At 42.5% G+C, this 14,140-nt stretch carries 12 protein-coding genes; 8 read left to right on the top strand and 4 right to left on the bottom strand.

Features of this window, described 5'->3' with window-relative positions; all coding sequences use genetic code 11:
* Nucleotides 1-41: 41 nt before the first annotated feature.
* Complete coding sequence (locus H6G59_RS15010; protein WP_190715736.1) at nucleotides 42-980, top strand: pentapeptide repeat-containing protein; 939 nt, start codon at nucleotides 42-44, stop codon at nucleotides 978-980.
* 139 nt (nucleotides 981-1,119) lie between these two features.
* On the opposite strand, the gene H6G59_RS15015 is transcribed toward H6G59_RS15010, so the two are convergent.
* The 3 genes from H6G59_RS15015 to H6G59_RS15025 all read right to left on the bottom strand — a co-directional run bounded on the left by H6G59_RS15015 (nucleotide 1,120) and on the right by H6G59_RS15025 (nucleotide 3,565).
* Complete coding sequence (locus H6G59_RS15015; RefSeq protein WP_015215967.1) at nucleotides 1,120-1,470, bottom strand: DUF1257 domain-containing protein; 351 nt, start codon at nucleotides 1,468-1,470, stop codon at nucleotides 1,120-1,122.
* A gap of 146 nt (nucleotides 1,471-1,616) precedes the next feature.
* Nucleotides 1,617-3,128 carry a stress-responsive protein Ycf46 gene (gene ycf46, locus H6G59_RS15020; protein ID WP_127056414.1) on the bottom strand — a complete coding sequence of 504 codons (1,512 nt, stop codon included), beginning with the start codon at nucleotides 3,126-3,128 and terminating at the stop codon, nucleotides 1,617-1,619.
* Between the two features lie 89 nt (nucleotides 3,129-3,217).
* The gene (locus tag H6G59_RS15025; protein ID WP_190715740.1) at nucleotides 3,218-3,565 is read right to left on the bottom strand and encodes a slr0373 family blue light stress response protein; all 348 of its coding nucleotides are present in this window, start codon (nucleotides 3,563-3,565) and stop codon (nucleotides 3,218-3,220) included.
* A 310-nt stretch (nucleotides 3,566-3,875) separates the two neighbouring features.
* On the opposite strand from H6G59_RS15025, the gene H6G59_RS15030 reads away from it, so the two are divergent.
* From H6G59_RS15030 to H6G59_RS15050, 5 genes are all read left to right on the top strand, one after another.
* A complete protein-coding gene (locus H6G59_RS15030; RefSeq protein WP_190715742.1) occupies nucleotides 3,876-4,397 on the top strand; it encodes a hypothetical protein in 522 nt (173 codons plus the stop codon).
* Between the two features lie 141 nt (nucleotides 4,398-4,538).
* Nucleotides 4,539-5,693, top strand: coding sequence for an NAD-dependent epimerase/dehydratase family protein (locus H6G59_RS15035; protein ID WP_190715744.1), 1,155 nt, complete (start codon nucleotides 4,539-4,541; stop codon nucleotides 5,691-5,693).
* 141 nt (nucleotides 5,694-5,834) lie between these two features.
* The gene (locus H6G59_RS15040; protein WP_190715746.1) at nucleotides 5,835-6,956 is read left to right on the top strand and encodes a glycosyltransferase family 4 protein; all 1,122 of its coding nucleotides are present in this window, start codon (nucleotides 5,835-5,837) and stop codon (nucleotides 6,954-6,956) included.
* A gap of 75 nt (nucleotides 6,957-7,031) precedes the next feature.
* Nucleotides 7,032-9,608 carry a GAF domain-containing protein gene (locus H6G59_RS15045; protein WP_190715748.1) on the top strand — a complete coding sequence of 859 codons (2,577 nt, stop codon included), beginning with the start codon at nucleotides 7,032-7,034 and terminating at the stop codon, nucleotides 9,606-9,608.
* Nucleotides 9,609-9,625: 17 nt separating this feature from the next.
* Nucleotides 9,626-9,793: a hypothetical protein gene (locus H6G59_RS15050; protein WP_190715750.1), complete on the top strand. Its 168-nt coding sequence runs from the start codon at nucleotides 9,626-9,628 to the stop codon at nucleotides 9,791-9,793.
* 23 nt (nucleotides 9,794-9,816) lie between these two features.
* On the opposite strand, the gene H6G59_RS15055 is transcribed toward H6G59_RS15050, so the two are convergent.
* Nucleotides 9,817-10,092 carry a DUF7219 family protein gene (locus H6G59_RS15055; RefSeq protein ID WP_190715752.1) on the bottom strand — a complete coding sequence of 92 codons (276 nt, stop codon included), beginning with the start codon at nucleotides 10,090-10,092 and terminating at the stop codon, nucleotides 9,817-9,819.
* 594 nt (nucleotides 10,093-10,686) lie between these two features.
* Here H6G59_RS15055 and purC point away from each other — a divergent pair.
* Both purC and H6G59_RS15065 read left to right on the top strand, forming a co-directional pair.
* Nucleotides 10,687-11,427: a phosphoribosylaminoimidazolesuccinocarboxamide synthase gene (gene purC, locus H6G59_RS15060; RefSeq protein WP_190715906.1), complete on the top strand. Its 741-nt coding sequence runs from the start codon at nucleotides 10,687-10,689 to the stop codon at nucleotides 11,425-11,427.
* 77 nt (nucleotides 11,428-11,504) lie between these two features.
* Entirely contained in the window at nucleotides 11,505-14,081 is a 2,577-nt protein-coding gene (locus H6G59_RS15065; RefSeq protein WP_422602496.1) for a BamA/TamA family outer membrane protein, read from the top strand.
* Nucleotides 14,082-14,140 lie beyond the last annotated feature (59 nt).

The following is a 14,140-nucleotide window of genomic DNA, read 5'->3' on the forward strand; positions in this document are numbered from 1 at the left end:
CTTAAAGTTGATCTTAATAAACAGGTTTAGAGCTTAGAGTTATGGACGCAGGAGAATTACTCAGACGCTACGCTATAGGTGAAAGAAATTTTTCTGGTGTCAATTTTAGTCGTCTACACTTGGAAGAAGTTGATCTGTGTGGGGTAAACTTGAATGGTGCTGAGTTGACTGGTACTCATCTTAATGATGTGAATCTGAGTTACGCAAATTTGAGTAATGCCAGTCTACAAGGGGTTACGCTGCTTGGAGCAAATTTTGAAGGTGCTAATTTAAGTAATGCTCGTCTTGACGGATCTGAAGCAGAGTACGCTAACTTCAAAGCAGCTAATCTGAGTCACGCCAACTTGTCTGGCAGTTTTCAAGGAGTGGACTTTAGCTATGCAGATTTGAGTAACATTTATATGGATCATGGCTGGATAGAAGAAGCTAATATTAGTTATGCCAACTTAAGCAATATCACGACATACCAAAGTACGTTAGATAAAGTTAACCTGCGAGGCGCAAATCTAAGCAATGCTTTCTTTAGTGATGGAACAAGACTACGGAAAGCAAATTTGATTGGTGCTAACCTTACAGGTATGGGTATAGGTCAACTTCTTACAGACTGTATCTATGATACTGAGACAATAATTGACGAAAAAACAAGATATCTTTCTATACCTGGAATAGGTCTTTTCGATATTTTTGAACGAGCTATTTTGATTGGTTCTGGAGAAAATTTAAATTCTGCTAACTTAGAAAATACCGACCTTAGTGATTTGGATTTAAGCGAGGCTGATTTAAGCTATGCAAATTTGAAAGGTACGAATCTAAGCAATAGCTCTCTTTTTCAAGCAAATTTAGAAGGTGCAGATTTAGAAGGAGCAAATTTGACAGGTGCTGACTTGGAAGGTGCAAATTTAAACAATGCTTATCTTTATAACACTATATTTGACAGTACCGTTATGCCAGATGGAAACATAAGGGATGATGATTGTTAACAAAGTTGCTCAAGAATCTCTCCCTAACCTTCACTAACAAAATCGGGACTGAGAAATACATCTCAGTGCCGATAAAAAAGCGGGCTAACCGCTATTACATGGTTAACCCGTTCAGCTTTGGGAACGCGCAGAGAAAATATTATTGCAATACCAACTTGACATTGGCGTTTTGCAGACCGCGCTGTTTTACTTCAGTCAAAGTCTTGTTAACGGCGTATTTTTGGTTAATAGAGTTGATCAACTCGGTTTGGTTGTGCTTCTTAGCAACGCCCCACAAGTCAGCGATAAGGTCAAAAGAACCATCACTGTTGCGAGACCAACCTAAATCGTACTCGCCTTCCAATACAGCAACGATGTCCGAACGTACACGCTGACCGTTATAACCACGAACATCAGCTTCAGTCTTTACGCTGATACCTAAGTCGCGCAAAGAAGACTTCAGAATTTCGGCATCGGTGATTTTGGTACGCAGAGTGCTAAAGTGAGACATTTGGGTTTCCTCCAATGAGAAGATTGATGAGAAAAACGACAACGGTTTCTTTTCAGCCAAGCCGCATTGATTGGGAGCGGCTTTTTTCTTCTAAACTGTTAGCTTTGTAGCTAACCTTTCCCCCCTGACATTGCAGGAGAAAGCTTTTAAAACTCCATGCGCTGATATTCAGCGACGGAGGATGCTGCGGGTCTTGCACGCTGTCTGGCCCAGTCTCTTAAAGCTGTGACCTGTTCTTGCATCGTTCGTGACAGTGGCAAAGTAGACTTCAATGCAGCAATAATATCTAATTGGGTGAACTCCCGATCTTGGGCGAAGGCTTCATACATCGCCGCCACGATCGCTTGTTCAATTTCTGCACCAGAGAAGCCGTCAGACATTTTGGCTAGTTGTTCCAGATCAAATCTAGCAATATCTTCCCGTCTTTTAGTCAAGTGAATGTTGAAGATATCCTGACGTTCTTCAGATGTGGGCAGATCCACAAAGAATATTTCATCAAAGCGACCTTTCCTCAAAAACTCCCCAGGTAGGCGTTCCACGCGGTTAGCAGTCGCCATTACAAAGACTGGAGATTTCTTTTCTTGCATCCAGGTGAGGAAAGAACCGAAAATTCTACTCGATGTCCCCCCATCAGAATCACCAGAACCGGCACTACCCGCGAAAGATTTATCCAACTCGTCGATAAACAGAATCGTGGGGGAAATTGATTCTGCTGTCTTTAGGGCGTTCCGCAGATTTGCTTCACTTCGACCCACCATTGAGCCGTCGTATACACGCCCCATATCTAACCGCAAGATTGGTAAACCCCATAAACGGGAGGTAGTTTTGGCAATTAGTGACTTACCACAACCGGGAACACCGAGAATCAACATTCCCTTGGGTTGAGGCAAACCATACTCTCTCGCTCTTTCTGTGAAGGCGTTAGAGCGTTGTTTGAGCCACTTTTTCAATTCTTCCAAGCCACCAATAGCATCAATGGTTTCATCTTCTTCGATGTATTCTAGGATGCCATTGCGCCGAATCAGTTGTTTCTTCTCAGATAGAACTATATCTACTTCATCTTCCGTTAGTCTTCCGGTAGTTACCTGAGCCTTACGGTATACTTTTTCAGATTCGTCTTTAGTTAGACCTAAAGCTGCTCTGAGAAGTTTTTCTCGTGCTTCGGTTGTTAGCCGTCGGCCACGATGCTGTTCTTGGTGGTTGGTTAAAACTTTGTTCAACTCAACCATATCTGGTAGTTGGAAGTCTAGGACAACAACCTCTTTTTCTAGTTCGATGGGAACTTGTTGCATGGGAGACATCAAGATGATGTTCTTTTGCATTCCCTTGAAACTAGCGATCGCATCCCGTAGCGATCTCGTTGTTGCTGGCGCATCAATAAATGGATGTAAATCTTTAAGAATAAATATACCGGGTTCTTTTTGGCGAATAATCCACTCAATCGCCGCTTCTGGAGAAACTGTATTATGTTGAGTTGTATTCCGGGGTTGACCATACTCAATGATACCGTGAGTTACAGTCCAAACATATACCCGGCGTTGGGGCTTCAATAACTGTGCGATCGTGGAAATTGCTTGCTCTGCCCGCTCTTCCTCGGAGGTCACAAGGTAGATTAAAGGGTATTGAGCTTGAATTAAAATATTGAGCTCTTCTTTCATACAATCGACCTACTTGAGACCTTCTAAAGACAGTACAGTCATCGCTTTTGATCAAGACAACCGAAAAACTTCTTCTTCATAATTCCTACCTAGCAAGGAACCAATTCTTCCTCACCCTTCGGATGGGTTTCATCTTGTTCCATTTCATCCAGGGACAGATGTTCTTGACCAATTATTCCCGGTTGATTGCCTAAAGCTACTAATTCCCCATCACGTATGATTAGTGAACTTTCACAGGTAGGACAAGAATAAACCCTATGTGTTCGTCCATAGGAAGACGCTTCTACTTCTTCGACTAATTCTGAATTTGTCAGGTAGAAATTGAGGGCGCGTTCTGCAAGTTCTGACATCGGCTCCGAATCAACTGCTGATCGAATTTTCAATCTTCTGTGCAGTTCAGGCGATAGATACAAAGTAACCTTTTGCTTAGTTTGCATATAACTCATTAACGGTCTTACCCGGGTATGTAACTAACGTTATCGGCTTCTTGATTCCTTGTCAAGATAAAAAAACGTTTTAATGGCTATTTTGTTACATCTCTTAATAATATTAGTTAGCAATTAGCCACCACATCATTAAACTAAGTGATTTATGTCACAATAAATCTAGTAGAGAAAACGGAGCAAAACGGAGCTAGGGTACAGGGTACAGAGGAATTTTCCCCTCTACCTCTTGGTGTTATTCAGCCCCTGCCCTCTTTCCTCTTCTTTGACTCCACTGACAGGAAATTGGGTGAAGGGTGTATTTATGTCTACTGTTGCGGTCAAAACCTGTAATTTGAGGCGAGTAATTGTGGCGCTAATCTCTGGTGTTGGCACAGCAATGATTTTCTCAAGTTGTAGTGCTACTAGCTTCCCAACCTCCAAACTGGCATGGGAGACTTACTACAATTCCCGTTATGGTTTTGAGTTTCCCTATCCCAGCAATTGGACTTCTGTCGCACCTCCAGACAATAATGATGGAGTTATCTTCGTGTCACCACAAAACCAAGATGCCCAAATTCGCGCTTGGGCAGGAAATCAATTACCAGAGTCAATTACCCAAGATCCAAAGACCATAAAAACGATAGATGAGAATTTTCAAACTGCTCAAGGAGTCTCTGGAGTGCTGGTTGTAGAAGTGGGAGAAGAGGTAAGTTTCATGCAATTGACCATAACTCAAGGTCAAGTGAAATATTATTGGCAAGGGAAAAGCAACAGCAAAGAATTTCGATATCACTATCAGTTGTTTTACTACATTGCCCAGCAATATAAAATTCGTAATTCGTAATAATGCCGACCGCAGGCTACGCCAAGGTAATTCGTAATTCGTAATTGAGAAAACTTTTCCCCTTCCAATCCCCAGAATTAATGAGCGAGAGGGGACACAAACCTGATAGATTTAGCTATCAGCGAGTAAAAACTGGTAAAAATGAAAGTCCTGGTTATTGGTGGCGATGGGTATTGCGGTTGGGCAACAGCACTCTACCTTTCTAATCAAGGTTATGAAGTTGGAATTTTAGACAGTTTGGTGAGGCGGCATTGGGATAACGAACTGGGTGTTAACACACTTACCCCAATCGCACCCATTCAGCAACGCCTCCAGCGCTGGCAAGATTTAACTAGTAAATCTATCGACCTGTTCATCGGTGATATTACTAACTACGAATTTCTGCACAAATCCTTACACCAATTTCAGCCAAATGCCATAGTGCATTTTGGTGAACAACGTTCAGCACCATTTTCCATGATTGACCGCGATCATGCAGTTCTGACTCAAGTAAATAATGTAGTCGGTACATTGAACTTGCTGTATGCCATGCGGGAAGATTTCCCAGATTGTCATTTGGTGAAGTTGGGGACAATGGGTGAATATGGGACACCCAATATCGACATTGAAGAAGGTTACATCACGATTGAACACAACGGACGCAAAGATACTCTGCCCTATCCTAAGCAGCCCGGTTCCATGTATCACTTAAGCAAAGTCCATGATAGCCATAATATTCACTTTGCTTGTCGGATTTGGGGATTGCGGGCAACAGACTTAAATCAAGGTATAGTTTACGGCGTTCTCACCGAAGAAACGGGGCTGGACGAACTGTTAATTAACCGCCTTGATTACGATGGTGTATTTGGGACTGCACTTAACCGTTTCTGTATCCAAGCAGCAATTGGACATCCTCTGACTGTCTACGGGAAAGGTGGACAAACTCGCGGCTTTTTGGATATTCGGGATACAGTGCGATGTATTGAATTAGCGATCGCTAACCCAGCACAACCTGGAGAATTCCGCGTATTTAACCAATTTACTGAATTATTCAGCGTTGGTGACTTGGCAATGATGGTGAAAAAAGCTGGCAATGCTCTGGGGCTAAGTGTAGACATCAATAATATTGACAACCCCAGAATCGAAAAAGAAGAACATTACTTCAATGCCAAAAACACCAAACTGCTAGATTTAGGCTTAGAACCTCACTATCTCTCAGATTCCCTACTTGATTCTCTATTAAACTTTGCTGTCAAGTATCAGGAACGAGTTGATAATCAGCAAATTTTGCCTAAAGTCTCTTGGCATAGAAAGTAGGTGAGAGTTCTGAGTACCGAGTACCGAGTACCGAGTGGTTGAGGATTATTCCTACTCATTACTTGTTACTCATCGCTCGGTACTGACTTGCTCCTCCTGACTCCTGACTCCTGACTCCTGACTCCTGATTTCCAGTTATTTATGAGAATTGCCCTATTTACCGAAACTTTCTTACCCAAAGTTGATGGAATTGTGACGCGTCTGCGTCACACCGTTGACTATTTACAACGTCATGGAAATCAAGTGTTAGTGATTGCCCCAGAAGGTGGGATCACTGAACATAAAGGAGCGAAAGTTTACGGCGTGACAGGCTTTCCTCTGCCTCTGTATCCAGAGCTAAAAGTAGCACTACCTCGTCCAGCTATTGGTTATGCGTTGGAACAGTTTCGTCCCGATATTATTCATGTTGTCAATCCCGCAGTTTTAGGATTATCGGGAATTTTTTACAGTAAAGTCTTGAAAATTCCTTTGGTGGCTTCTTACCATACCCACTTGCCGCAATATCTGCAACATTACGGTTTAGGAATGTTAGAAGGCTTACTATGGGAATTATTGAAAGGCGCTCATAATCAAGCGGAGTTAAATTTGTGTACATCCACAGCGATGGTGGAGGAATTATCAGGACATGGAATTGAACGGGTAGATTTATGGCAGAGAGGGGTTGATACAGAATTATTTCATCCTGATTTAGCTAGTGTCGAAATGCGATCGCGTCTATCCCAAAATCATCCAGAAAGCCCCTTACTTTTGTATGTAGGTCGTCTTTCCGCTGAAAAAGAAATTGAGCGGATTAAACCGATTTTACAAGCCATTCCTGGTGCGCGGTTGGCCTTGGTAGGAGATGGACCACATCGCCAAAATTTAGAAAAACATTTTGCAGGCACAAATACTTATTTTGTTGGTTATCTGATGGGAAAAGAGTTAGGTTCTGCCTTTGCTAGTGCTGATGCCTTTATTTTTCCTTCTCGGACAGAAACACTGGGATTAGTGCTACTAGAAGCAATGGCAGCTGGGTGTCCAGTCATAGCAGCCCGTTCTGGTGGAATTCCTGATATTGTTACAGATGGGGTAAATGGGTATCTTTTTGAACCGACAGCAGATATTCAAGAGGCTATTAATGCTACAGTGCGTTTATTACAAGAGCAACAAGAAGTCACCCAAATCCGTAAAAATGCCCGCCAAGAAGCGGAAAATTGGGGATGGGCAGCTGCTACCCGTCAATTACAAGATTATTATCAAAAGGTGATAGGGAATAGGGAATAGGGAAGCCAGAGGAAAATTAATCGACTAATGACTAATGACTAATGACCAATGACTAATGACTATTTTTAATTATTTATGACACTCCCTAACGCCGGTAGCGTCTTGGCAACATTAACTGAACTTACTCAAGTTAATCGCACCCACACCCTACTCAGTCGCGTCAAAGACCTCTCTGTTAACGAATTTGTTTGCTTACTTGATTTCATTACAGCTGAGTTTCAGCAATTTCTCAGAGCTATTGATCTAATCAATAATGAAGCTCTAGAAAGTATGTTGGAAAAAGTTCTAGAAGCCATTACACTCAAAATTGGTCAAATTCTCCAAGCCGAACATACAGCCATTTTTTTAGTTGACTATGATAAGGCTCAACTATGGTCAAAAGTTCCCCAGGATAATAGCCAAAAATTCCTAGAAATACGCACTCCCTTAAATGTGGGTATTCCTGGTCATGTTGCGACTACAGGTCAATATCTCAACATATCTGAAACCTCTACTCACCCTCTTTTTAGCCCAGAATTAGAAAGACAAATGGGCTATAAAATCCGCAATCTTTTATGTATGCCAGTTGTGAGTAGTAAAAAGCAAACTGTAGCTGTAGTACAACTAGCAAATAAAGCTGGGAATGTTCCTTTTGATCAGGATGATGAAGAGTCATTTCGAGACTTTGCCTCTTCTATTGGCATTATCTTAGAAAGTTGTCAGTCTTTTTATGTAGCGGCTCGCAATCAGCGCGGTGCAACAGCTTTATTGCGTGCGACTCAGACATTAGGGCAAAGTTTGGATTTAGAGGTGACTTTGCAAATAGTCATGGAACAAGCCCGGATTTTAATGCAAGCAGACCGCAGTGCGCTGTTTTTGTATCGCAAGGAAATGGGGGAACTATGGACGAAGGTGGCTGCTGCTGATGGTAAAAACTTGATTGAAGTCCGTATACCTTCTAATCGCGGTATTGCTGGCTATGTGGCTTCTACTGGTCAAGCACTGAATATCCCCGAAGCTTACCAAGATCATCGCTTTGACCCAACTACAGATCAAAAGACTGGGTATGTAACTCGTAATATCTTGTGTTTACCAGTTTTTAATTCTGCTAATGAATTGATTGGGGTGACACAGTTAATTAATAAGCAACAAGGTAGTTTTTCTACTTCTGATGAAGAATTCATGCGGGCTTTTAATATTCAGGCGGGAATTGCTTTGGAAAATGCCCGTCTATTTGAAAACGTATTGTTAGAAAGACAATATCAAAAAGATATTCTCCAGAGTTTGTCAGATGCTGTAATTTCTACAGATATGCAAGGTCAAATTGTCACTATTAATGATGCAGCGCTGGAGTTAATTGGTTGTCCTTTGAAGGAAGCTAACAGAATTACTAATAAACTGCTGTGGAAGGAAAATTTGCTTGGTCGTAAAGTTTGGGAGGTGATGCCAATTGAAAATCTGCAAATGCGGCTGGAAGATAGTTTACAACATGGGTCTAGACATTATGTCCCAGAGCAAAGTTTGCTAGTGGGATTGTATCAATTAGAAAATGGTGAACCTCAAAAGTCAAAACAGAAAACTCAGAAGATAATTTTGGCGGTGCGCGATCGCCATAACCCAGATATTTTTATTCCTTGGAATCAACTCCTGACTCCCCAGTCTGAGTTACTCAGTTCTAGTGTGGTGAAAGAATTAGAACGCAGCATCAATCTCACCGTCAATCCCTTGACTAATCCCGAAGGTGGAGTCAGAGGTGGTTTAGTGGTATTGGAAGACATCAGTCGGGAAAAACGCATGAAAAGCACCATGTACCGCTATCTGACACCCCGCGTAGCCGAGCAAATTATGGCGCTGGGAGAGGATACCTTAATGGTAGGTGAGCGCAAAGAAGTCACCATTTTGTTCTCTGATATCCGAGGTTATACAACACTAACGGAAAACTTGGGCGCAGCTGAGGTGGTATCCTTGCTCAATCAATATTTTGAAACAATGGTGGAGTCAGTTTTTCAATATGAAGGAACTTTAGATAAGTTTATTGGTGATGCTTTAATGGCGGTATTTGGAGCGCCCCTACCACTGACTGAAAATCATGCCTGGCGAGCAATACAGTCAGCATTGGATATGCGCCACCGATTGGAGGAATTTAACCACAGACGGATTATGCAGGCACAGCCTCAAATCCATATTGGGATTGGGATTAGTTCTGGGGAAGTAGTTTCCGGGAACATCGGTTCTCGCAAACGGATGGACTATACGGTGATTGGCGATGGGGTAAATTTGAGTTCCCGCTTGGAAGGTGTAACGAAAGAATATGGTTGTGACATTATTTTGAGCGAATTTACTTATAATTTGTGCCGCGATCGCATTTGGGTGCGCCAGCTAGATAAAATTCGCGTCAAAGGTAAACATCAGGCGGTATATATTTACGAATTAATTGGCGATCGCTCTATTCCCCTTGATGCTAACACCGAAGAGTTTTTGTTTCATTATCATGCTGGACGCACTGCTTATTCCTCGCGAGACTTTTCTCAAGCGATCGCCAGTTTTGAAGCCGCTAAACGCATCCGACCCCTAGACCAAGCCCTGAATACCCACCTAGAACGATCCTATAATTATCAGCAAATACAACCTCCAGATTCTTGGGATGGTGTCTGGACGATGATAACTAAATAGTTATTGGTGATTGGTGATTGGTGATTGGTGATTGGTCATTGGTCATTGGTCATTGGTCATTGGTCATTGGTCATTGGTCATTGGTCATTGGTCATTGGTCATTGGTCATTGGTCATTGGTCATTGGTCATTGGAGAAAAACCAATACCCAATAAACACTCAATCCCCGCGTCCCCGCGTCCCTGAGTCCCCAGTTAAGAGTCCCTACTTTATTGTTCCGCCTCAGAGCCGTTATTTTGTTCGGGTTGTTCACCTATTTTGAGTTGTTTTTTCGAGCGTTTTAATTCCTTCCACATAGCCTTGATTTGCTCATAAGCTTCATCTGGGGGCAATTTTCCACCTGTTTCTAAGTTGCAGATGTAGCTAACTCGCTGGGCAAACTCCTGTAGATTCGCATTAAAAACCAAGTTTTCTGGTTTTACATGACCATAGTAGCGACCACGAGGATAGAGAAAATCATCTTTATTCACCATTTTTTTCTCCATGTATTCAACTCTGCGCCTGATTTTCAAAGTTTGCAGCAGAATCACTAGCAATTATTATCTCTATTTTGTTAGATCCAGAGAAAGCAAATCCTTAGACGGTGCTGATCGGGAAGTTATAGAGCAATTGGTTAATTCCAGCGTTGACAACATCATAAAGTTATAAGTTACTAAGCAGCAAGCTGTAAAAAGTTTATGCCCAACTATCCAAAGCTATGAACTAGGGAGCGCCCAATATACATCTTTCCTTATAAAAAATTGCTATTTCTCAGAGGAGGTTAGTCTACTACAGCTTCAATTTGCTTAAAGGTTTCATATTACATCCGAAACACTAGCTAATCAAGCCATAATATATACTTTTTTTACATGATTGCCAAATTTTTTTCCTAAAAATTCCCAAAAATCAACTTAAAAAACCGTAATTTCCAGACAAAATCACATTTGCTGTCCAAAAAGGTTTTATTTTAGATGATTGAGGCAATTTTTGTCCATTTGCTAGTAATCATTAACAGACAAATTATCACTCATGGCCAATCGCTAATAACTAAAGATAAAATGGTGAAGCTTGAAACCATGCCTAGAAATGTATCTACCACAATGTCTATTAATTCCAAGCTATACGAAGGCAAAGCGAAAATCATCTACAGCACAGACGAACCTGAAGTTTTATTGGCAGATTTTAAAGATGATGCTACTGCGTTTAATGCCCAAAAGCGTGGCAGTATTCAGGGTAAAGGCAGTATAAATTGCACTATTTCCAGTAAATTGTTTCAACAATTAGAAGTGCATGGAATCAAGACTCACTACATTGACAGTCCGGCTCCAAATCAAATGCGGGTACGCTCCGTAAAAATTGTACCATTGGAAGTAGTTGTTAGAAATATTGCTGCTGGTAGTCTGTGCCAGCAAACAGGATTGCAACTAGGTACAGTTCTGCCACAGCCTTTGGTAGAGTTTTATTATAAAGACGATAAATTGGGAGATCCCCTGTTAACACGCGATCGCATATTCCTGTTGGCATTAGCCACTGCGGAACAAGTTGATCACATTACCCATCTTGCATTGCAAATCAACGAGTTTCTTCAGGGTTTTTGGCAAAGCTGCGGTATCACCTTAGTAGACTTTAAACTTGAATTTGGTTTGGACTCACAACAGCAAATACTCTTGGCAGATGAAATTAGCCCCGACACTTGCCGTTTGTGGGACATCACAGAAGACGATCCTAACCGCAGGGTAATGGACAAAGACCGCTTTCGCAGAGACATGGGGAATGTAGAGAATGCGTACCAGGAGGTTTTACAAAGGGTTTTAACAGTCGTAGACAGCAAAAATCTTTGAATTTTGAATTTTGAATTCCGCATTTGCGGAACGCCTTAGAGAAAAGAGAAGCGGTATGTGTGGTAGTGAAGAGGAATATGAGTAAAATGCGTTTATCTCCTGTATTGCTGGCAGCGATGCCCTTGGCGAGCCTAGCTATTGCCATTGCTGCTCCTTTGGATAGTTCCCTAAAAGCAAACGCACAAACTGCGAATGATGTCAATCAGACAACAGAAGTTTCTACCCTAGAAACAACCCAGCAGCTAGAACAGGAATCTGCTCAGAGTGATGAAAACCAAGTATCTCAACCTCAATCAACAGCAGTAGTTATAGAGACGAAATCGCCTCAGTCTCCTACCACTGTTACAGGCTTAACAGCTAACTCGGCACCGATAGAGAAACCAGAAGTAGTTATCCCCAATCCGACAGAGCCAAAAACCGCTCAAGTCCCCCAATCAGCCTTAAATCGCAACTTAGCACCAATAGGGAAACAAGAAGTAGTTATCCCCAATCCGACAGAGCCAAAAACCGCTCAAGTTCTGCAATCAGCCTTAAATCGGAACTTAGCACCGATAGAGAAACCAGAAGTAGTTATCCCCAATCCGACAGAGCCAAAAACGGCTCAAGTTCCCCAATTAGCTTTAAATCGCAACTTAGCACCAATAGACAAACCAGAATTAACTATATCTACCACGACAGCGCCAAAAACGGCTCAAGTCCCCCAACCTGCGCCAAATCCCAGCACTACTCCCAGTCAGGAAAATGTCAATCCACCCACAGCAGAACCTGTTTTTCCTGCTACTCCAGAAACCTCAGAAACAGCAGAACCTCGTGTGCTGGTGTCAGAAGTAGCGATTACATCTCAAACAGGAACAATCTCACCAGAACTGGAAAACGAAGTTTACAAAGTCATTCGTACCCAACCAGGACAAACAACTACTCGCTCCCAACTACAAGAAGATATTAATGCAATCTTTGGTACAGGCTTTTTCTCTAATGTGCAAGCTGTTCCCGAAGATACGCCTTTGGGGGTGCGGGTGAGTTTTATTGTTGCTCCTAACCCAGTCGTGACGAAGGTACAAGTCGAAGCTAATCCGGGTACTGGTGTTGCTTCTGTAATTCCTGCTAACACTGTAGATGAAATCTTCCGCGATCAGTATGGCAAAATCTTGAATTTACGGGACTTACAAGAAGGTGTCAAAAAGTTAACCAAGCAGTATCAAGATAAAGGTTTTGTACTGGCTAACGTGATTGGTGCGCCTAAAGTCTCAGAAGATGGAGTTGTTACCCTACAAGTAGCAGAAGGGGTAGTGGAGAATATCAAAGTCCGGTTCCGCAGTAAAGACGGTCAGGAAACAGACGATAAAGGACAACCAATTCGGGGACGGACTAAGGAATATATCATTACAAGAGAATTGGAATTAAAGCCAGGACAAATATTCAACCGCAACATTGTTCAAAAAGACATACAACGAGTATTTGGACTAGGACTGTTTGAGGATGTGAATGTCTCCCTAGACCCTGGGACTGACCCTAGTAAGGTGGATGTAGTATTAAATGTGGCTGAACGCAGTAGCGGCTCAATTGCGGCTGGTGCGGGGATTAGTTCCGCGAGTGGGTTATTTGGGACGATTAGCTATCAGCAGCAAAATTTAGGCGGTAGAAACCAAAAATTAGGCACTGAGATCCAGCTAGGAGAGAGAGAACTGCTGTTTGACCTCCGCTTTACAGACCCTTGGATTGCGGGTGATCCTTACCGGACTTCTTATACAGCCAATATTTTCCGCCGTCGCTCAATTTCGTTGATTTTTGATGGCAAAGATGAAAATATTGAAACCTTTGACCCAAATAATATCACTAATCAGGATAAGCAAGATCGCCCCCGGATTACCCGTTTCGGTGGTGGTATCTCCTTTACCCGCCCTCTTACTCCCAATCCCTACGAAAAGTCAGAGTGGGTTGCTTCAGCTGGCTTGCAATATCAACGGGTTTCTGGCCGTGATGCTGATGGCAATCTCAGAAAACAAGGGGCAATATTTGATGATAATGGTAATATCATCAGCCCGCTAGTTCCGTTGACCCAATCGGCATCAGGCGAAGACGATTTGCTATTGTTGCAACTGGGCGCACAACGCGATCGCCGTAATAATCCTTTACAACCGAGCAGCGGTTCTTACCTCCGCTTCGGAGTTGACCAATCTGTACCTATAGGACAAGGCAACATTTTTCTCACTAGAGTCAGGGGTAATTACAGTCAATATTTACCCGTGAAATTCCTCAGCTTTGGGAAAGGTACACAAACTCTGGCATTTAACATCCAGGGAGGCACAGTCCTGGGTGACTTACCTCCCTACGAAGCCTTTACTCTTGGTGGTAGCAATTCTGTCCGGGGTTACGATGAGGGTAGATTAGCTTCTGGACGCAGTTATGTGCAAGCATCTGTTGAGTATCGCTTCCCCGTTTTCTCTGTAGTTAGTGGCGCTCTATTTTTAGATTATGGTAGTGACCTGGGAACTAGTACCAGAGCAGCTGAAGTGTTAAATAAAAATGGTAGTGGCTACGGTTATGGTCTAGGTGTGCGTGTACAGTCACCATTGGGGCCAATTCGCATAGACTATGGTATGAGCGATGATGGCGATAGCCGCATCAATTTTGGGATTGGGGAAAGGTTTTAAATTAGTACCGAGTACCGAGTACCGAGTATTGAGTACCGAGTATTGAGTATTAAGTACTT

The organism is Anabaena lutea FACHB-196 (genome assembly GCF_014698305.1).
In the GTDB taxonomy this organism is placed as follows: domain Bacteria; phylum Cyanobacteriota; class Cyanobacteriia; order Cyanobacteriales; family Nostocaceae; genus Anabaena; species Anabaena lutea.

Coding starts and splice junctions, on each gene's coding strand:
- H6G59_RS15010 (WP_190715736.1), top strand. CDS start 42: ATGGACGCAGGAGAATTACTCAGACGCTACGCTATAGGTGAAAGAAAT.
- H6G59_RS15015 (WP_015215967.1), bottom strand. CDS start 1,470: ATGTCTCACTTTAGCACTCTGCGTACCAAAATCACCGATGCCGAAATT.
- ycf46 (WP_127056414.1), bottom strand. CDS start 3,128: ATGAAAGAAGAGCTCAATATTTTAATTCAAGCTCAATACCCTTTAATC.
- H6G59_RS15025 (WP_190715740.1), bottom strand. CDS start 3,565: ATGCAAACTAAGCAAAAGGTTACTTTGTATCTATCGCCTGAACTGCAC.
- H6G59_RS15030 (WP_190715742.1), top strand. CDS start 3,876: ATGTCTACTGTTGCGGTCAAAACCTGTAATTTGAGGCGAGTAATTGTG.
- H6G59_RS15035 (WP_190715744.1), top strand. CDS start 4,539: ATGAAAGTCCTGGTTATTGGTGGCGATGGGTATTGCGGTTGGGCAACA.
- H6G59_RS15040 (WP_190715746.1), top strand. CDS start 5,835: ATGAGAATTGCCCTATTTACCGAAACTTTCTTACCCAAAGTTGATGGA.
- H6G59_RS15045 (WP_190715748.1), top strand. CDS start 7,032: ATGACACTCCCTAACGCCGGTAGCGTCTTGGCAACATTAACTGAACTT.
- H6G59_RS15055 (WP_190715752.1), bottom strand. CDS start 10,092: ATGGAGAAAAAAATGGTGAATAAAGATGATTTTCTCTATCCTCGTGGT.
- purC (WP_190715906.1), top strand. CDS start 10,687: ATGTCTATTAATTCCAAGCTATACGAAGGCAAAGCGAAAATCATCTAC.
- H6G59_RS15065 (WP_422602496.1), top strand. CDS start 11,505: ATGAGTAAAATGCGTTTATCTCCTGTATTGCTGGCAGCGATGCCCTTG.